15 protein-coding genes and 1 pseudogene are annotated in these 19,908 nt (G+C 33.7%); 11 read left to right on the top strand and 5 right to left on the bottom strand.

Annotated elements, in window-relative coordinates; translation table 11 throughout:
* Positions 1 to 432 precede the first annotated feature (432 nt).
* From Q1A60_RS15105 to Q1A60_RS15130, 6 genes are all read left to right on the top strand, one after another.
* Complete coding sequence (locus Q1A60_RS15105; protein ID WP_299762227.1) at positions 433 to 915, top strand: hypothetical protein; 483 nt, start codon at positions 433 to 435, stop codon at positions 913 to 915.
* Between the two features lie 43 nt (positions 916 to 958).
* Positions 959 to 3,097 (top strand): Tex family protein, encoded by a 2,139-nt coding sequence (locus tag Q1A60_RS15110; RefSeq protein ID WP_299762224.1) that lies wholly within the window; start codon positions 959 to 961, stop codon positions 3,095 to 3,097.
* Between the two features lie 9 nt (positions 3,098 to 3,106).
* Positions 3,107 to 4,546, top strand: coding sequence for a hypothetical protein (locus Q1A60_RS15115; protein ID WP_299762221.1), 1,440 nt, complete (start codon positions 3,107 to 3,109; stop codon positions 4,544 to 4,546).
* Between the two features lie 3 nt (positions 4,547 to 4,549).
* A complete protein-coding gene (locus Q1A60_RS15120) occupies positions 4,550 to 5,452 on the top strand; it encodes a histone deacetylase (RefSeq protein WP_299762218.1) in 903 nt (300 codons plus the stop codon).
* A gap of 126 nt (positions 5,453 to 5,578) precedes the next feature.
* Entirely contained in the window at positions 5,579 to 5,788 is a 210-nt protein-coding gene (locus tag Q1A60_RS15125) for a hypothetical protein (RefSeq protein WP_299762215.1), read from the top strand.
* Positions 5,789 to 5,910: 122 nt separating this feature from the next.
* Positions 5,911 to 7,056, top strand: a complete 1,146-nt coding sequence (locus Q1A60_RS15130) for a lycopene cyclase family protein (protein ID WP_299762212.1) — start codon at positions 5,911 to 5,913, stop codon at positions 7,054 to 7,056.
* Between the two features lie 4 nt (positions 7,057 to 7,060).
* Here Q1A60_RS15130 and Q1A60_RS15135 read toward each other — a convergent pair whose 3' ends face one another.
* Together Q1A60_RS15135 and Q1A60_RS15140 are read right to left on the bottom strand one after the other, a co-directional pair.
* Positions 7,061 to 7,588 (bottom strand): hypothetical protein, encoded by a 528-nt coding sequence (locus Q1A60_RS15135; RefSeq protein ID WP_299762209.1) that lies wholly within the window; start codon positions 7,586 to 7,588, stop codon positions 7,061 to 7,063.
* A gap of 220 nt (positions 7,589 to 7,808) precedes the next feature.
* Positions 7,809 to 8,570, bottom strand: a complete 762-nt coding sequence (locus Q1A60_RS15140) for a TerB family tellurite resistance protein (protein ID WP_299762206.1) — start codon at positions 8,568 to 8,570, stop codon at positions 7,809 to 7,811.
* A gap of 639 nt (positions 8,571 to 9,209) precedes the next feature.
* Between Q1A60_RS15140 and Q1A60_RS15145 the strand changes: the two genes are divergently transcribed.
* The 5 genes from Q1A60_RS15145 to Q1A60_RS15165 all read left to right on the top strand — a co-directional run bounded on the left by Q1A60_RS15145 (position 9,210) and on the right by Q1A60_RS15165 (position 13,458).
* A complete protein-coding gene (locus tag Q1A60_RS15145; RefSeq protein ID WP_299762203.1) occupies positions 9,210 to 9,620 on the top strand; it encodes a BrxA/BrxB family bacilliredoxin in 411 nt (136 codons plus the stop codon).
* A 122-nt stretch (positions 9,621 to 9,742) separates the two neighbouring features.
* Positions 9,743 to 10,495, top strand: coding sequence for a lysophospholipid acyltransferase family protein (locus Q1A60_RS15150; protein WP_299762200.1), 753 nt, complete (start codon positions 9,743 to 9,745; stop codon positions 10,493 to 10,495).
* 33 nt (positions 10,496 to 10,528) lie between these two features.
* Positions 10,529 to 11,182 (top strand): HD domain-containing protein, encoded by a 654-nt coding sequence (locus Q1A60_RS15155; RefSeq protein WP_299762197.1) that lies wholly within the window; start codon positions 10,529 to 10,531, stop codon positions 11,180 to 11,182.
* Positions 11,183 to 11,409: 227 nt separating this feature from the next.
* Positions 11,410 to 12,159, top strand: a complete 750-nt coding sequence (locus tag Q1A60_RS15160; protein ID WP_299762193.1) for a PAS domain-containing protein — start codon at positions 11,410 to 11,412, stop codon at positions 12,157 to 12,159.
* A gap of 834 nt (positions 12,160 to 12,993) precedes the next feature.
* Positions 12,994 to 13,458: a hypothetical protein gene (locus tag Q1A60_RS15165; protein ID WP_299762190.1), complete on the top strand. Its 465-nt coding sequence runs from the start codon at positions 12,994 to 12,996 to the stop codon at positions 13,456 to 13,458.
* A 308-nt stretch (positions 13,459 to 13,766) separates the two neighbouring features.
* Here the strand turns inward: Q1A60_RS15165 and Q1A60_RS15170 are convergent, their stop codons facing one another.
* The 3 genes and pseudogenes from Q1A60_RS15170 to Q1A60_RS15180 all read right to left on the bottom strand — a co-directional run.
* Positions 13,767 to 16,211 carry a carboxypeptidase-like regulatory domain-containing protein gene (locus tag Q1A60_RS15170; RefSeq protein ID WP_299762187.1) on the bottom strand — a complete coding sequence of 815 codons (2,445 nt, stop codon included), beginning with the start codon at positions 16,209 to 16,211 and terminating at the stop codon, positions 13,767 to 13,769.
* Between the two features lie 495 nt (positions 16,212 to 16,706).
* The gene (locus Q1A60_RS15175; RefSeq protein WP_299762184.1) at positions 16,707 to 19,667 is read right to left on the bottom strand and encodes a carboxypeptidase-like regulatory domain-containing protein; all 2,961 of its coding nucleotides are present in this window, start codon (positions 19,665 to 19,667) and stop codon (positions 16,707 to 16,709) included.
* Positions 19,668 to 19,698: 31 nt separating this feature from the next.
* Positions 19,699 to 19,908, bottom strand: a pseudogene (locus Q1A60_RS15180) (hypothetical protein); the annotation flags it as partial.

Genomic DNA, 19,908 nt, shown 5'->3' on the forward strand with positions numbered 1-19,908 from the left:
TTTCCATAATTATATTCGAAGCATCTTTTATTAATTAACGTGAATTCGGTATTAGTTTTTCTTCTTTTTCTCAAGTATAACAAGGAGTTTTCGTTAAAAATTTTTGAAGCCTTGGAAAAAATTTAGGAAATTCCTTGTGGTTTTTCGCTTCAAGCGAAAAAATACCTAAGAAAAAGCGTCTTTTCTTTTGGTTCTGTTTTCTTTGGACGAGCAAAGAAAATGAACAAACATGTTTATTATGAGTTAATTAAGTGAATTCTAGCATAATCATACTAAAGATGGACTAATTATTTGCGTCAATCCCGTTAATTATTCTTCTTAAAGTTAAATTCTCGACTGCACTCGAACGGACAGAACTTCCTTTTTTAAAGCAATCAATACATCTTTATTTTAATTACTTTTGAATTCGTTTATATATTCATCACGCATATTATGTCCAAATTTTTACATCTAGCTATATATTTTCTATCAATTATTGGATGTATAAAAGAAACACAAGGCACAAAATTATCATCCGGTTTTTACTTTATTGATGATACAAAAGGTGTAGAACGTATACTAGAAGATACTCAGGAACATTTCTTTATTTCGCCAACAGCCATTACGTCTATTTCTACAATAGCAAGCGTAAAAACAGAAGTTATAAAAACGAAAGTGTTTAAGAAAACAGAAAAAAAGTACGGATTACGTTTCCAATTAAATGATCAAGGCAAAAAAGCCATGCGAGTAGCGTCTAAAAAAGCTTTTGAAGCTAAACAACGTATCGCTTTAATTATTGATAATAACCTAGTACTCGCGCCTTATATGTACTATGAAATCATTGACGGTTTCTTTTTTATTCAAATAGACCTTCCCAAAGAAGAAGTGAAAGCAATAGAAAAACGTATTAAAACCGCCATGAGAATCCAGAATTAACGGCTGTCCTTTTAAAATACTAACTCCATTTCGTTATTTTTGAATGTATCTAAAAAATGAGTCCTTGTTATACTACATTCAAAAACACACCCAACTTCCTGAATCAGGTATTAAAAACACCCTAAAATTACTTGCCGAAGATTGCACATTACCCTTTATAGCTCGGTATCGTAAAGAAGTCACAGGAAATCTTGATGAAGTAGAGATCGGACAGATTATTTCTTTTAAAGAACAGTTTGAAACCCTTGAAAAACGAAAAACAGCGATCTTAAAAGCAATAGAAGAGCAAGGCCTATTGACAGACGAATTACGTGCTAAAATAAACTCTGCACAAGATCTTACAACGGTAGAAGACATCTACCTTCCGTATAAGAAGAAGCGTAAAACCAAAGCAGAAACGGCACGTAAAAACGGACTAGAACCCCTGGCAAAGATGATCATGAGTCAGAATGCGCGTGATGTAGAAGGGTTAGCGCATCGATATACAAACAATGAAGTCCCTTCTGCTGAAGATGCCTTAGAAGGCGCACGCCATATCATTGCCGAGTGGATTAATGAACGTGCTGATATCCGATCAGGAATCAGATATCAATTAGAGCGTTTTGCCATGATCGAAACCAAGGTGGTCAAAGCCAAAGAAAATGACGAAAAAGCACAAAAATTTAGAGATTATTTCAATTGGTCAGAATCCTTAAGCAGGTGTCCTTCGCATCGTTTATTGGCTATTCTACGAGCGGAATCAGAAAGTTTTATCCGCGTTAAAATTACGATTGATGATGAGCGTGCCTTAGAAAAAATAGAACGCAAGATCATCAGATCACATAATGAATGTGCTGCACAAATCGAACTCGCAATCAAAGATGCGTACAAGCGTTTGTTACTACCGTCATTATCAAACGAAGCCTTATCTGAAGCCAAAAAGAAAGCCGATGAAACCGCCATTCAAGTATTTGCGAAAAATTTGCAACAACTTCTTCTCGGTGCGCCGCTTGGTGAAAAACGTATTCTTGCGATTGATCCTGGATTTAGAACGGGATGTAAAGTCGTTTGTTTGGATGCACAAGGCACCTTATTACATAATGAAACTATCTATCCACATGCACCCAAAAATGATGACAAAGGTGCTATTAAGAAGATAAGTTCGCTTACAGATGCCTATAAAATTGAGGCGATTGCGATTGGAAATGGTACCGCTTCTCGCGAAACCGAACGCCTCATCAAACGCATTCATTTTAAAAATGAGATGCAGGTATTTGTTGTGAGTGAAGCAGGTGCTTCGATTTATTCGGCGTCTAAAATTGCCAGAGATGAATTTCCCAATTATGATGTCACGGTACGTGGTGCGGTTTCCATTGGAAGGCGTTTGGCAGATCCGTTAGCCGAGCTCGTAAAGATCGATGCTAAATCTATCGGTGTAGGGCAATACCAGCACGATGTTGATCAGACAGCACTTAAGAATAGCTTAGATCGTGTGGTGGAGACTTGTGTAAATCGTGTGGGTGTTAATATCAATACCGCAAGTGCTCCCTTACTGAGTTACGTATCGGGAATTGGACCCAAATTGGCAGAAGGGATTATACGCTTTCGCGAAAGCGAGGGCTCATTTACGACCAGAACTGCCATAAAGAAAGTACCTCGTCTAGGAGGAAAAGCTTTTGAGCAAGCCGCAGGATTTCTAAGAATCAAAGATGCCGAAAATCCGCTAGATGATTCTTCTGTGCATCCAGAACGGTATAAACTCGTACAGCAAATAGCCAAAGATCAGCAGATTTCTATTTCAGAAATGATAGGAAATAGCGCGCTTTTAAAAAGGATTGATCTCCAAAAATATGTCACCGAAGCGGTAGGTATGCCTACACTTACCGATATTATCACCGAACTCGAAAAACCAGGATTGGACATCCGTGAAAAAGCAAAGGTCTTTACGTTTAATCAAAATATCAGAACGATTGAAGATGTGCAAGCTGGGCAGTTACTTCCAGGCATTGTGAATAATATCACCAACTTTGGATGCTTTGTCGATATTGGGATTAAAGAAAGCGGACTCATTCATATCTCAAATCTCGCTGATGGTTTTGTATCAGATGTTTCGGCGCATGTGAGCTTACAACAACAAATTATAGTGAAAGTGTTGGAGGTTGACATTTCGCGAAAGCGTATTCAACTAAAATTACATACATAATTATAACCTATGAGAATCATTCTTTTATCATGTTTACTTCTTATCTCTTATGTTGGAGTAGCACAAGAACCTTTTTTAAGCTTTGATCATTATTTAAAAAAGAGTAAGAAACCTACGCAGGTATTTGCTGCTAGTTTTACAGAAGACAAGCACTTCCTGATCTTTATTGAAGACAAAAAACAAGTGTCTGCATACAATTTTGATGAGACCGGTAAAGAGCGAATAGAGGGGTTTTCTTTTCCTAATTTTGTAAAAAAGTACCCAAACATTGGAGGATATATCTATAATGATGATGATACGTATACACTATACTTGTCTACATTAAATAAAAAAAAGTGGGCTATTGTCACACTTAATTTTAAGAATAAATCTTTTGACCTTCAAGAGACCAAACTAGAAATAAGTAAAGGTCGTATTCTAGAGTCATTGCTTTATAATGACAAACAGTATGTATTTACACTTAAGCGAGATACGTCTATTTTTGAAGTGTCTGCATTAGCTGCAGACGGAACAGTAACTACACAAGAATTTCCTTTTGATGATTCCTATTTTAGTGAAGGCAAACGCACAACTCAAAATTTAGATCGCTTGCTACATGAGTCTTTTACGAGAAAAGCAGATATTATAGATAGCGAATCTCCTATTGCGTTAGAATCTTCAAAATCTCGCACTAAATTTTATCAAGAGGATCATCTAGTGACACTTACCATAGATGCTTCTAAAAAGAAAACGCATTATTTACAATTTGATTTAAAGAACAAAACCTCTACGTACAAAGATATTCCTAAAACTGTTTTTGATAATACCTTGCTTAGTTCAAAATCCAATTCGTTTATTTTTGAAGATAAGCTCTTTGTCTTAAAAGTATCTTCTGAAGAAATGGATTTTTCTATTTATAATTTAGATTCTAATGAAAATATTGCTTCTTTTTCTGCTAAAAAAGGAACCCCTATTGGTTTTAAAAATACGCCTATAATTCAGGAAGGAGGAGAGTTTAAATCGTATCGCGAACTTGAAAAGACCTCTAAATTTTTACGTAAAGTAGCTTCTTCAAATCCTGCTATTGCTGTCTTTAAAGAAAATGATCACTACATCATTACGTTAGGAGCTACTCAGCAAATCACCCAGGGCGCACCTACTTTCTTTGTCTACGGCGGAGGCCTTGCTGGTGCTGTCGCTGGAGGGGTTATATCTGGTATCGCTAATGCCACGTATTACCAATACAATGCCTACTCATACACCAAAAGTGCACGTTTTCAAATGGTATTGGATAGCGATTTTCAATTTATGCTAGATGCAGAAGTTCCCTTAAACGTATTTGATGAGATCAGTGAGTTTACACAAGAGACACCTCCTACAGTGATACAGACGGTATTTAAATTTGATGATTCTTATATCTGGGGTGCTATTAGTGCTAAAAACAACAGGCTTAACTTTTTTAAATTTTAGTCTGTGCTCAAAATAGCCTATCATCCTATCTACAAACATCACTTACCTGATGGACATCGGTTTCCCATGGCGAAGTATGACTTATTACCTCGCCAACTCATACAAGAAGGCACCTGTACTGAAGACAATTTTTTTGAGCCTACACTTATAGAAGATGAGCATGTATTGCGATGTCATACCCAAGAATATCTTACCCATTTAAAAGCATTAGAAATAGAACGTCGTGAAGCTAGGAAAATAGGATTTCCGCTTTCAAAAGAATTGGTAGAACGCGAACTCATCATTGCTCAGGGAACTATAGAGGGATGTGAATATGCACTTACACATGGTATTGCCATGAATATAGCGGGCGGCACGCATCATGCGTATACAGATCATGGGGAAGCGTTCTGTATGCTAAATGATCAAGCCATAGGTGCTCGGTATTTACAGGCAAAAGGACGCGCTAAAAAAATACTCATAGTCGATCTAGATGTACATCAAGGCAATGGAACGGCAGAAATTTTTCAGAATGATCCTAGTGTCTTTACATTTTCTATGCATGGCAAAGCCAATTATCCTTTTAAAAAAGAACTATCTGATCTTGATATTGCCTTAGAAACAAATACTAGTGATACTGAATACCTACATATTCTCAAAGAGACACTACCACAACTCATCACACAAGAACAACCTGACTTTATTTTTTATTTAAGTGGCGTTGATATACTGACTAGTGACAAATTAGGAAAACTAGGATGTAGTCTTGAAGGATGCGCAGAACGCGATCGCTATGTATTACAAACCTGTTACGATCTTCAAATTCCTGTACAATGTAGTATGGGTGGCGGGTATTCTCCAGAAATAAAAACCATTATCGAAGCACATGCTAATACGTTTAGACTTGCACAGGATATTTATTTCTAGTCTTTATACGGATTTGTAATATACACTATCACGTATGTAATTACATGCATCACTTATGTATTTACTATTGACTTAAAGCTATCTGCTTCTCATATTTATCCTATTATTAATTTTAAATATTTTATTATGTTAAAGCAAATAAAAGGACTTAAAGGTGCCTCAGTACTAAAAGCACAAGAGCAAAAAAACATTCAAGGAGGAGGACTTACTAAACATAGATGTGATATTCTTCCAAACGGATCTCCATGTAGAATTGCAGGAGGTTGGGGATGCTGTGATAATGGAGAATGTTTGACAGCAATAGGAAATAATACTGCTTGTATAGAAGATAATTAATGCCTTTCTAATTATTTATTAAAAAAGCGGATGCAAATCCGCTTTTCATATGTATATTTTTGCGTCATAAAGTAGTCCGTATTGCTTGAAAAAGAGAGTATGAAAATACGTAACTTCGTTTCGTGCAAACGCATTACGATTATATCATCCTTGGTGCCGGTCTTTCTGGGCTTACACTTGCCTATCGGATGGCGCAAGATCCCTTTTTTGATACCACTTCTATTCTTATTATTGATCAGTCAACAAAGGAAGAAAATGATCGTACGTGGTGTTTCTGGGAGTCACAACCTGATATTTTTGAAGATACCGTTTCACATCAATGGCCAACGATAGGGTTTAAAAGTCCTGTGTTTTCTGATGATATTGCAATTGAGCCTTACGCTTATAAAAAAATTGAGGGTGCTGATTTTTACGCTTTCGCGAAAGCGTACTTAGCCACAAAACCTCATATTTCATTTTTACTGGAACACGTTACCGATGTACAAGAACACACAGATAACGTAACGGTGACTACCCAAAATCAAATACTCACTGCAGATCGTGTATGTAATAGTTTTCTACAACTAACTACCCTAGAAAAGCAGTCCCAACATCAGTATTTGAAACAACATTTTATAGGATGGTTTATCAAAACCGAAACACCCGTTTTTGATCCTGAAGTTGCCACGTTTATGGATTTTACCATACCTCAAAAAGGAAACTGTCGTTTTATGTATGTCTTACCAACTTCGCCTACGGAAGCCTTGTTTGAGTACACCTTATTTTCTAAAGACCTTCTCGAAGATGCTGAATATGAAACGGCTATTCAAGAATATTTGATTAATAAAGGTATATTGCAATATCACATTGAAGCAAAAGAGCAAGGAGACATCCCAATGTCTTCTTATCGTTTTGATAAGCATAATTCAAAACGAATCATTCATATAGGAAGTGCGGGAGGATGGACCAAAGCAAGCACCGGATTTACGTTTAAGCATACCTTAAAAAAGACTGCTGCATTGGTTGATTTTCTAAAAAAGGGAAAAGACTTAGATACCTTTTCAAAACGCACACGTTTCTGGTGGTATGATCTTTTACTTGTAGATGTATTATATCGTAACAATCATTTGGGCGCTCCTATTTTTGGAGAGATGTTTAAAAACAATCCTACCGATCGTATTTTTAGATTTCTGGATGATGAAACGACTTTTAAAGAGGAATTACAGATTATCTGGAGCCTTCCTAAAAAGGAGTTTATAAAGGCAGTGTTTAGTCGATTGTTTGGGTAGTGTTTTATTCTTTTAACTGTTTTTTCATTTCTGAAATAGCATCTGTGTAATCTGCCATTCTTTGACTTTTTCCAATGTGTATGATACTTTTATTCATTCGATTTGTCAGATCTTTTATAGGCATATTATCTAAACTACCAAACTGATGCTTCCACAGATCAAGGTCATAAAGCCTCTGGTTTTGAAACCCCATCATGCTTTTATCATTGTCAGTTTTCATAAAATCAAGCTTGCCAACTATTTTGTCTACATATTTGAAATCTGTAACGATTCCATCAAAAACAAGTTGGGTATATAATGTATTTTTAAAGATTCCTTCAATGTTATCTATATCTGATGCTCTCATATTTGCCAGAATTATATTGTATCTGGTCAATCCATTTGTGAATAGCCAACATTTTTTTCGGTCTACATAAAAAACCGTTGCATTCCATTTTCCTAATATTCCAGCAACAGCATTTTGGTCAGTTACAATAAGTCTCTTGGCTAGCTTTTCTAATTTTTTGGTGATATGTATTTTAGTTCTTGTCAAAATAGGTTGTACTATATCAAATTTTAAGTTAAGCTAAGAAAAATTTCGCGAAAGCGAACAACATCAATAACTACCTATAATCGAAATAACATGTTACTCTATTTTTTGTAATAAGGAAAATGAGATTCCCACATTCGTGAGAATGAAATGAATGCTCCTTCAGGGGAATTAAAAGTCCTTTCTCCCTTTGGAAGAAGAGGAAATTTAGGGGTGAAGGAACCTACATCCCCCGTTCCTTCTGAATGGTCTCGTAGGCTTCTTGTACTTTTCTGAATTTATCTTCGGCACCTTTACGGTAGGCCTCGTCCATGTGTTGTAGTTTATCTGGATGGTATTTTTTTGCCATCGTTCTAAAAGCTTTCTTCACCTCATCATTGGTAGCGTCTTTTTGTATTTCTAGAATTTTATAAGCGCTATCGGCATTTTTAAAGAACATGGCTTTAATGCTTTCAAAATCCTGATGATTTACTCTGAAATAACCTGCTATTTCTGACATGATGTTTACTTCAGGCTCACTCACTTTACCATCGGCTTGTGCAATTCCGAATAAAAAGTGTAAAATCTGTAATCGTACTTCATAGCGTGTACGCATATTTAAATACTGGCAGATACGTGCGGCAGATACTTCACGTTTTTTTATGACATCATTAAAGGTTCTAAAGGTGGCATTGGCACGCTCCTTTCCATAGGCTCTTACAAAATACTGACGTGCATAATCTAATTCTGTTTGGCTCACAGTACCATCGGCCTTTATTACAATAGAAGCAAGTGAAAGTAAGTTTAACTCAAAATCACCAGGAGATACCGTATCTCTAGTGGCTTGTTCAAACACATCTTTAAAGCCTCTGCTTTTTCGAGGCGCTCCTTCTTTATTTGAAGAAAACAAACTATCTGCTGCACTGCCTAGAAAATATCCTATCACAGCACCAAAAAAACCTCTTCCTAGAAACCAGCCCAGAACGGCCCCTATATATTTAATCATCTACTAAATTCTTATTTCTAAAGAACCACAAAAGTAAGGGTTCTAGTATATATGACGTTAGATTGTTTGTATTGTTACGATATTAATTATCAAATCTGTTTTCTAGATTAAAAAATCTATTACGTATTGAAATCTCTATAAAATCAAACAATTTGTCTTCTTTTTCAATATAATACCAACAATGCCATACTAAAATTAAGAAAATAACTGATTTTATTGAACTTCTATCACCCCACTAAATCTCTAGTAAACAGTATAAATTAAATACATTCACTCTTTTTAATTGTTAACACATCATGTGTTATGTAATTTTTTTGTGTATTTTATCGATTATTTTATATATTTTGTCGATGTTTTGTTAAAATCATACTGTTTTGGTCATTTATTAATAAAAGCTTAATTATATTGTAGTAACAATGTTTTGAATGAAACATAAAGTAAGTAGATGATAAGCCGATCTACCTCTAAAAAGAAACACTCAAAATAACAAAACGCCCCTAAAATCCTACCTGCTATGGTGGGATTTTTTATGCTAATTTCAAGAGTAATTATATCATCTAATAATAAAAAAGCTGTCAAAGTTACATACTGTCATTTCAGGTACACTTTTTGTACCTTTGTATTCAAAATAAATTGATTATGTATCCAGCAGATTTAGTAAAACCAATGCGTGAAGACCTTACCAATAATGGCTTCACAGAATTACATACAACAGACGACGTACACGCAGCTATGAAAAAAGAAGGAACAACCCTTATGGTTGTAAATTCTGTTTGTGGTTGTGCCGCTCGTAATGCACGTCCAGCAGCTGTTCACGCTGTACACAACGGAAAAAAGCCTGATAATATCTATACCGTATTTGCAGGTGTAGATGGCGAAGCAACTGACCTTGCTCGTAGTTTTATGGTACCGTTTCCTCCTTCTAGCCCTTCAATGGCATTATTTAAAGATGGAGAACTTGTGCATATGTTAGAGCGTCACCATATTGAAGGACGTCCAGCAGAGATGATCGCAGAAAATCTTATCGATGCTTTTAATGAGCATTGCTAATAGCAACATTGTTTGTAAAAATAAAAAAAACCGCTCTAAAACAGAGCGGTTTTTTTTATTTTTATGCTTTCATCATAACTGAAGTTCATACTGAGTTTATCGAAGTACGAAAGCATATATTCATGAAAAAAATAATAGCCTATCCATTTACGGTTCTATATTACCTCTTGTTTGGATTTACATTGGTGTTTTTTCATCCTATACAATGGATATGTTTACGAGTGTTTGGGTATCATGCGCATAAGAAAAGTGTAGATGTTCTCAATTTCTTTTTACTTCGTTGTCTCAATGTATTAGGTACTCGATTTCGGTTTGAAAATCCACATCATATTCCGTTAGATCAACCTTGTATCATTGTGGCTAATCATCAAGGAACCTATGACATTCCTCCAATTATTTGGCATTTACGACATGTACATCCTAAATTTATTAGTAAAAAAGAATTAGGTAAAGGAATTCCTAGCATTTCATTTAATTTAAAATATGGAGGCTCGGCATTAATAGATCGTAAGGACAAGATTCAGGCAGTACAAGCCATAAAAGATCTTACTACCTATTTAAATACACATAATCGTTCAGTAGTGATATTTGCTGAGGGGACTCGTAGTCGTGATGGTATTCCGATGCGATTTGCAACAGCAGGTTTAAAAACGTTATTTGAAGCAATGCCTACAGCTCTTATTGTTCCTATTACGATAAATAACTCATGGAAATTGAATAGATGGGGTGGTTTTCCAATGGATCTCGGAGTGCGTATGCATCATAAAGTACACGAACCGTTTCTTGTAAGTAGTGCGCCTGTAGAGACCTTAATTTCTAACGTAGAATCTGTAATTTTACAAGACTTTCCTGAAGTACGAGAACGTAGGAAGTAAGTATAGAAAGAAATTATGTATACCAATAACTTTATGACAGATCAGCAACTTATAGACCACACGATTTCATTTGTAAAAAAAACGCTTGCCAATGCCGAAGGAGGACATGATTGGTTTCATATAGAACGAGTATATAAAAATGCTGTATTAATAGCAAAAGGAGAAGATGTAGATCATCTTATTGTAGCGTTAGGGGCTTTATTACATGATATTGCAGATTCAAAATTTTTTAATGGTGATGAAACCATAGCGCCTAAAATGGCCAGTGAGTTTTTATTAAGTCACAATACAGATAGTGCCGTTATAGAGCACGTGATCCAGATTATAAAAAACATCTCTTTTAAAGGTGGTAATAAAGTACAAACATTTACTTCGCCTGAGTTAGATGTTGTGCAAGATGCAGACAGACTAGATGCTTTAGGAGCTATTGGTATTGCAAGAACATTTAATTATGGAGGTTTTAAGAATAGAAAATTATATGATCCTTCTATTGAACCTCAATTGGATATGAAACCAGAGGAGTACAAAGCCTCTACAGCGCCGACCATTAATCATTTTTATGAAAAACTATTACTCCTTAAAGATAAAATGAACACAAAAACTGGCCGGTCTATAGCAGAGAAACGCCACCAATATATGGAGGCGTTTTTAAAACAGTTTTATGCAGAATGGGATGGGACATTATAAACGTTTTAATGAAGTATTATGGTAAAATACTAACAGCCAAAATATAACAAAAACTATATAATTTATACATTTATTTTTAATAACATATTGAAATACAGTTTTTTACGCTTATTCTATTATACTCAACTATTATTTTATTAACTTTATAACTAATCCAAAAATTAGAAATGAATATCCAATGGTCACCCCCATAACTTATTGAATAGAACATTTTTAGTCTATTTATCATGAAATACAGTAGAGATAAGGTTGCTATTATTATCACAAATGTCGACCAAACAATTATCTGGGTAAATGAAGTATTCACTCAAATGACTGGTTATAACTTTATGGAGGTTCGCGGGAAAAAACCTTCGATTCTTCAAGGAAAAAACACTGAAAAAGCTGCTTTAAATCGTATTCGAAAATCTTTAAAAGAAGAAAAATCATTTCATGACAGGATTACTAATTATAGGAAAAATGGACAAGAATATACGTGTGCACTCACCATTCACCCTATTTTTAATACTGAAGGTCTTCTTATTAATTATATTGCATTTGAGGTAGATAATAACTTCTCTATTCCAAGTGAAATCCCTTTAATGAATATTACAGGAAAAATTCAAGGCGAAAGCTTAAGTGAAGATGATGATCTTAATATGTTTTTTCGTATTGTAGATTATTTTAGAAAAGAAAAGCCGTATTTAAATCCTGATCTCACTCAAACTGAAATAGCAAATACATTAAAAACAAGCCCTAAAACCCTGTCAAGTATTATTAGAAAACATACTAACAAAAATTTCAGCTTTTTTGTAAATCAATTTCGAGTACAAGAATTTCAACATATACTACCCTCTAAAAGAATGTCATACCTCACTCTTTTTGCTATTGCTGAACATTGCGGTTTTAAGAATAAATCAACGTTCCATAATGTAATTCTTAATCACACTGGATATACCCCAAAAAAGATAGCCATTCAACATAAAGTAGCTTCTTAAGTTTAACTAAAGTTTCCAGATAGAAGTAAACTTAGTTAATACATTAACATACTATATATATTCTTTCTTACGAATAGTGCTTAACAACAGAAAAGGAATAATAGACAACTGTTTTACAATTACATTTTTCATACATTTTTTAAAAAATTATTTTCATTTATATTTATATGTAACTGAAAATCAGATATTTGTATAAAAAAAGAAATTTTTGCTTTTTAGATATTTACCTAAGATTCATACTTTTTTACACTCTAAAAATTAGGCTATACTATCGTTTCATAAGTACTTTAGAAATATATCTTAAAAGATATAGTAAGGATTTAACTTTATGAAGTAAAAAGTCAAGTAGACTGTTATAAAATATAATCTTTAGCGCATGTTAGAGAATATATTTCTAACATTTAATACTTAAGACGATTTTTAAAATATTATAATTATGCCTTTCTATTTATTTGATTTTAAATCGCGAGCCATTATAAATTATATACTTATTTTGTTTCTCTTTTCTATAGACATAAGCTTGTCTTTATCAAACACCACATTAGTTTGCTCAAAAATATTAGGTATACTCTTATTATCCCTAACGCTAATGACTAACTTCAAATATAGTTTCGTTAATGTATTATCAATGAAGACTATTCAGATAATAGAATTTATACTTACTATTATTATTATAAGTATTCCATTATTTCTAATGTATAAACTTGAAATTAAAGATATCATCTTTTTCTTATGTGCGGGAACAGTACTTGTCATAATTAGCACCTTTACCAATTGCGAAAATTGTGATAAAGCACGCTAAAATAAATACATCTTACTAATTAAATACATAACATGAAAAATACTATTGGAAAAGCTGTAGAATATCTTATCGCTTCAGAAATTAGTTTTTTACCTGTAGCGCAAAAACTACCTGTCACCTTAAACATGTGTCCATCTAAAGAAAAACTATGCACTCGAGCGTTTAACTCAGAAGGATACCGATTAGCATATTGTACCAATGAATCATTACTACAATGGATGAAAAAAGACAAAGTTGTATCAGAAGCTTGTTTACGATCTCTGGAACATTATAAACTTGTTCGTTGGATAGAAGTTATGGCTTTAGAAAGTGATATTAAAAAACCGTTTTATTATAATAATTGGTCTTTCGAAACTCTTATAGGTAAGGAAGGTGTATTTATGGTCGTAGATTCAGACACACATCATGAAGAAATGCAGGCAAACAAATCTGATATAATTAATATGGAAATTAAAAAAGCAGAGGCTTCAAGCATTTCAATAGCTACAACAGCATAAGTTTATTTGTGAGCCTCAATGTTGAAAAATCTGCAAGATGTACTCAACATCGTAAATGGAAACTACCTTTGCTTGCAGATAAACTAATCCTACTGCTTGCTGAACTTGTTTCAGTATCTAGCTGGGTTTTGATTTAACACCCTTACCCAGATCGATTCCTTTTATGGCATTCAACAGTTAAAATCAGTTCCAACAAGTAATATCAATAAAAAAAATACCCTTTTGAATGATGTATCTTCTACTTTAATTTATAGAAGATACATCTTCCAATAACCATCTATCTGTTTAATAGGAAAGATATTCGTATTCTATAAAAGAATCTTTCCTAACGTTACTTTATCTGTTTGATTAAATAACTTCACTACTTTCACTTCTTTAGTTTGTTTTGAAGTTCCATAATGTCTGTATACAGTATACTTTAAGAAAGGAGGTAATACATAATCTCCTGCATCTCCTAGGTACTGTACATTAATTAACCATTCTCCTTTTGGAGCATCGTCTATAATAAACTCTTCCGTTTGGAAACCTTGAGCTAACTCTTGATCCAGTCTTTCTTTACTATCTTCTAGTGTATGTGCCCATTTAAAAAATTTCTTATCTGGATTTACAAATTGAAATTCAAAAGGCACTGTTTTATCAGACCACTCAATCACCATTCGGATATCTAAATCAAAATCTGTTGTTAACCACTCATTTGGCAATCTCTCAAAATCAATCCTATCTTTATGACGAACCACTAAATGCTTGAGTTCGCTCTGTAATGGCTTTTCTAGACCATCAAAATTGACTCCTTTAATTTGTTCTCCAAGCATATTGATATATAACTCTAATGCTTGATTATATTTTCCTACTTCTTTTTCTTGGTATATTAAAGCAAGGTCGCGATATGATTGTGCCTCAGAAGGTGCAATCTTTAAAATACGTTCATACACCCAAGCTGCTTTTTTTGCATCACCGCCTACTTCATACAAATAGGCAAGTGTGCGAAGGGCTTTTGTATTATTTCTAGAAATATATGCTAGATCTTCACGTACTTTATTTGCTAAACTTTTGTCTACCTGATCAAAATGTTTTGCTACATCTACATAAAACTCTAGAGGTGAAGATTGTGTTCTAGAGATTTTTTGATATAATTTAAATTGATCTTCAGGATTAGGAAGCTTACGCATACGCACAATATACCCAGGCGTAATGTCTTGTATATTTTGTACGGAGGCTTCTGCATAGTCATTTCCTTTTACAAGTGCTGTATTTTCTTTTTTCTTATCAGCTTTACGATATACTTGATCTTTTGTTTTGATAATAAATGCGCCTCCTGCAGCGATGGTTCCATAGCGTGAGTTTGCCATCACAGATTTTAAGACAGATATACTTGCTATTTGTTGTACATCTAAGAAGTTAGGAACGTCTTGATAAACGGCACCATTTATCACCCAAATAGGTGGAATGTCATTTGTGATGGATTGATTTCCTCCTCTAATTTTATAGACCACTTCGCTTCCACTATAGAGTCCTCCTTCTACAGATACTCCAGACACCTTCCCTTGAATAAGCTGTCGTAATGTTGTTGCACCAGCAGCAAAGTCGTTTTCATTAAGTTCACTTACAGCATATCCTAATTTATCTTTGTTTTCTCTACCATTACTTGTCTCAATGGTATTGTCTACTCTTTTATTTCCCTCTAGAACGATTTCACTTAACTCATCACTTTTTGAGATAATCTCAATCGTTCCAATATTTTTGTTTTCTACTAAAACCTCTTTAGCAAAATACCCTATTTTACTAATCACAAGAATATCTCCAACAGTTGCTAGTATAGCAAACTTCCCTTGTGCATTTGTAGTAACTTCATCAAAACTTCCTTTTTTTGTGATAACAACATCTCTTAAGGGTCCTTTTAAGTCTGTTATAATTCCTATGATTCCATTTTTAACAGCGTCTGCATTTAGAACCTGAGAAGAAGATGAAGAAGTATTTTTAATTCCTCCTGTAGGAACATATTCTCCAGAGGTATACTGTGCAAGTTTTTTCATATATGCCCCAGCATCCTTTTGTTCTATACTTGATATTGTATATACAGGAGTGTCCTGCTGTACATTTAAGGTTCCATAATTAGGATCTCCATTAGAAGAAAAGATAATAGCATCTGCTCTTGATGTGTTTAAAATCCCATAATTAGACGGACCTCTATATTCTAATGACTCTATATGTGAGCGAAGGCTTGACAAATCACCTCCTTTAATAGAAATAGTCTCTTTCTTTAAGATCTCATAACCAAAGGCAATAAGTTCTATTTTTAAGTCTTTGTATGTATCTACAAAGCTTTGAATGTATGCTAATTCTGCATCTACATCTCTTCCTAGCATATCTTCAGACATGTCCCAAAAGAGTTTTACAGTTTTAACTCCTTTTTCTTTTACCTCTTTTGTAGATGGTTCTAGTTGGATGGTACTTGATCTGTTAAATAAAGAACGTACTGCTTTTGCATCTAGTGAGATCGTCTCATATCCTACTGCACTAATAATTAATTCGCTTTTATCATCTAAAATTTCATGATATCTACGATAATTAAAGCGTCCTTTTGTGTCTGTGATTTCACCCACTCCTTGGTCGGATACACCTACTTTGGCATTTACAATAGGTTGTTTTGTTTTAGCATTTACAACTGCTCCTCTAAAAACAGTTTGTGCTCCTGCAATGGTAGTACATAATACGACCAATAATGTAATGATTGATTTCTGATTGATTTTCATATAATAGCTGCTCTCTTTTATATTTGATTGTGAAATTATAGTCTTATTGTATGTGATGTATATGGTTTAACCTTTTTTTATAATTCTTATTACAATAATTTTGAATTAATTAACAACTTAGCATCCACAAAGGTATGATCTCACTTTCATAGACATTGTTAACTAGCGTTAATGAATGTTAATACATTCTAGTTTCAAAACAATAAGACTTAGTGCAACTAAATTTGTTACATTTTTTGAATAAAATTATGCATTGCTATACATTCTAATGTTTAGACTTCTTTTTACTATAAACGTTTAGTTTCTTCTGAAAGGCAAGATATGGAAGAGCTATGTTTCTTCTGAAGTTGTGTCCGCTTTCGCGAAATCGAATTTTTGAGATTCACGACCTAAGGGAGAGCGAAGCGTTAAAGCGTATAAAAGCACAAAACCGTTAGCTAAGTGATGCTCTTTTTTACTTTTGTTTTTCTTAAGTACTGAGATGTATACATAATCTTAAAGCTGAACTTTACTAAGTGTTACCTTTTTTTCCTCGCGTAAGAGCTTCACCATTTTCACTTCCTTTGTTTCATTAGGCAATCCATAATCTTTATAAAACGTATATTTTATGAATAATGGAATTAAATAATCATTGGAAAGATCAGTATACTCTAAATTAATTAACCACTCTCCTTTAAAGGCATCATCAAGAACAAATTCTTCTATAGAAAATCCTTCTCTTGTAGCATTTTTAAATTTCTGAGATTTTGATGAATTCCAATCAAAAAATCGCTTATCTGGGCTTACAAATTTTATTTTAAATGCTGCTTTAGACTCTGACCAATTAAGAACTAATCGTCCATCCATAGTGCTGTTGGTTTTTGCAAAATTATTCAGTACGTCATCAGAAAATAACGCTTCTCCATACAAACTCACCATCCTATTCAACTCATTAGTAAGTAATGGTTTCAGGGTATTAAAGTCAATATTATTGATTTGATTCACAAGCATTCTTTTATATAAGTCTAATGCTTGATCATACGCTCCATTCACTTCATAAATCATAGCAAGATCTCGATGGGATTGTGCTTGTAAAGGTCGTATTCTTGCTATTTCTTCATAAAGATATGCTGCTTCTTTGTATTTTTTATATTGTTCAAAATAGCCTGCTACAATACGAAGTAGTTTTGGGTTTTTAGGTGCCAGTGTCAAAACATTTGTAATGATATCATATGCAATATCAGTATCCCATTTTGACATAATTTCTGAAGCTGCAATAAAGTAGTTGATGTCAATACTATTGGGACTATTTTCTTTATAATTTTGATACGCTTTCTGAAAGTCAGTTTCTTTTGCTAGTGATTCTATAAAAAGAGTATTAGAAAAAGAAGTCTCATAAAATGCTAGATTATCGGTGTATTTATTTTGTAATTCCTCTTTCTTTTCCTCAAGTACACCGTCTATTCCTTGCTGGAATTTTTTAGTTCGAATTACAATGAGTCCGCCACTTGCATCACCTCCAAATCTATTACGAGCGGTTCTTGGATTAACAATGGAGATACTAGATATTTCTTGAGGATCAACATACGGCACTCTTCTCTGATCAAAAATAAGCCCATCAATCATAATGGCAGGTAACCCTGAAGATATTCCTGGAGATTTATAGCCTCTAGGGAAAGAAAAAAATCCTCTAAGCTCTTTACGTACAAATGTTTTGTCATATAATACATCTTCCAATCGACTATAATGTGCATCTATATCTGCGCTTGTTATTTCATCTATAGCATAGATTACACGTTTTCGTTTTGTAAATGGGATAGATTTCTTTTTTGATTTGCCAGTTATCGTAACTTCATTAAGGAGATCGCCTTCCGGTTTCATCTTTACTGATAATGGCAAAGAAGTCTCTGTAACTTGTACAACTTCTGTTGTTGCTCCAACATACGAAAATGAAAGATCATCTCCTTCACCTGCTTGGATCCTAAAATTCCCTTCAGCATCTGTTACTTCTTCTATATATGTGCCCATGATGCGTACGTTAACTCCCTGAAGAGGAATACTATCTAACGTTACATTCCCCTGTATCCAATAATTTTTATCTTCAACCTGCTCATACACTTCAAAATCTTCTATATCATACTGTAAAAAAGACAATGCTTTTTCTGTAGTCGTTTTTGTTAAATTTATATAGTGCCCTTCTGTATACAAAGAAAGTCTCTGAAGCCTTTCTTCATTACTTTGTGGTATAGAATTTATGGTAAATACAGGAGCGTCATATCTTGTTTTTAAAGATCCGATATATGATATTGCATTAGAAAACAAAAAAACAAGATCAGGATCAAAATCTGTGGTATGGCTTATATGATCATAATTTGCTAGTCCGTCATAAAACACCTCTTCTAACGTTTTTTTAAAATTGCTATTAGGAATGTTCTTTTTAATATCAAAATAAAAAACATCTTGCAGACTACTATTAAATACAATCAATTCTACTTTTGAGCTATCTAGTGATTGTAAATAGGAAGATAATAATTCATATTCCTTTTCAAAGTTTCTCTTTGTCATCCCTCGAGAAGCATCCCAAAATAAGGTAATACGTTCTGGTACTTCGCGTTTCTTATCAAGGTCAAAAAACTTGCTCTTTAATTGTCCTACTTTTAAAGAAAAAGCAATACCATCTCCTCGATATCTTTTCCAACTATCTTGACTTATTGCTCGTGTAAAAGAAATAACTCTCGTATCGGCACCAGCGATTGCAATCGCATGCTGTTTTCCGTACACTTTTACAAGTTCTATACTTACAACGATATCATCATCTACAATAACATTATGAGGACTAAGATCAATCAAAATGTCTTTTTCTCCTTTCCGCACCGTATGATAAATTTGAGAATTTACTAAATTTTGAGAAGGGTGTCTCTTTTTATAATCATATACATTTACACGAAGCAAGACACTGTCTGTCTTATTTTCAATAAGCTTAAAATTAAGATTAAGTAGCTTTGTTTTCTCTTTCTTAATTCGAATTCTTGTTGCTATTTCTCCACCTAATCCTTGCTTATCCTTCCAATAACCAAAATGTTTATCTGTATAATTTTTATAGCCAATTGTTTTCTCTTCTTCTATAAATTCTTCTAAATACACTTCATCTAACCCTATCGGCTCTGAAGAGAGTTTAATTACAGAAAAATCTTTTGAGGGGTCTCTTAGCGCTCCTATTGTATAGGTCTTTGTTTTATATCCAATAATAGATATTTGTAAAATATCTTTAGGTGATAATCGCTTAGGTAATATAAACTCAAAAAAACCATTTTCATCCGTAACTGTTCCTATTCCTTTTTTTAAGACCCCTACATTTACAAAAGGAATAGGTTTTCCAGTAGCACCATCAACAACCTCTGAACTAAGGGTATATTGTCCACGTATGCTATGACTAGCAAGGAAAAAAATAAGGTATGATATAAATATACTTTTCATAATAAGTTCGCTTTCGCGAAAGCGTATATACTTATAATACCACTTTCCCTAAAGTTACTTTATCTGATTGTTTGAATAGCTTTACCACTTTGATTTCCTTCGTCTCTTTCGGAGTTCCATAGTTTCTATATACCGTGTACTTTAAAAATGGTGGTAATACATAATCTCCCTCATCTCCTAAATACTGTATATTAATCAACCATTCGCCACTCGGTGCATCATCGATGATAAACTCCTCCGA

It is taken from the genome of uncultured Dokdonia sp., from assembly GCF_947492535.1.
Lineage (GTDB): Bacteria > Bacteroidota > Bacteroidia > Flavobacteriales > Flavobacteriaceae > Dokdonia.

Excerpts from the sequence above, each read along its gene's own strand:
- Q1A60_RS15105 (WP_299762227.1), top strand. The coding sequence starts at position 433 with ATGTCCAAATTTTTACATCTAGCTATATATTTTCTATCAATTATTGGA.
- Q1A60_RS15110 (WP_299762224.1), top strand. The coding sequence starts at position 959 with ATGTATCTAAAAAATGAGTCCTTGTTATACTACATTCAAAAACACACC.
- Q1A60_RS15115 (WP_299762221.1), top strand. The coding sequence starts at position 3,107 with ATGAGAATCATTCTTTTATCATGTTTACTTCTTATCTCTTATGTTGGA.
- Q1A60_RS15125 (WP_299762215.1), top strand. The coding sequence starts at position 5,579 with ATGTTAAAGCAAATAAAAGGACTTAAAGGTGCCTCAGTACTAAAAGCA.
- Q1A60_RS15140 (WP_299762206.1), bottom strand. The coding sequence starts at position 8,570 with ATGATTAAATATATAGGGGCCGTTCTGGGCTGGTTTCTAGGAAGAGGT.
- Q1A60_RS15145 (WP_299762203.1), top strand. The coding sequence starts at position 9,210 with ATGTATCCAGCAGATTTAGTAAAACCAATGCGTGAAGACCTTACCAAT.
- Q1A60_RS15150 (WP_299762200.1), top strand. The coding sequence starts at position 9,743 with ATGAAAAAAATAATAGCCTATCCATTTACGGTTCTATATTACCTCTTG.
- Q1A60_RS15155 (WP_299762197.1), top strand. The coding sequence starts at position 10,529 with ATGACAGATCAGCAACTTATAGACCACACGATTTCATTTGTAAAAAAA.
- Q1A60_RS15160 (WP_299762193.1), top strand. The coding sequence starts at position 11,410 with ATGAAATACAGTAGAGATAAGGTTGCTATTATTATCACAAATGTCGAC.
- Q1A60_RS15165 (WP_299762190.1), top strand. The coding sequence starts at position 12,994 with ATGAAAAATACTATTGGAAAAGCTGTAGAATATCTTATCGCTTCAGAA.
- Q1A60_RS15170 (WP_299762187.1), bottom strand. The coding sequence starts at position 16,211 with ATGAAAATCAATCAGAAATCAATCATTACATTATTGGTCGTATTATGT.
- Q1A60_RS15175 (WP_299762184.1), bottom strand. The coding sequence starts at position 19,667 with ATGAAAAGTATATTTATATCATACCTTATTTTTTTCCTTGCTAGTCAT.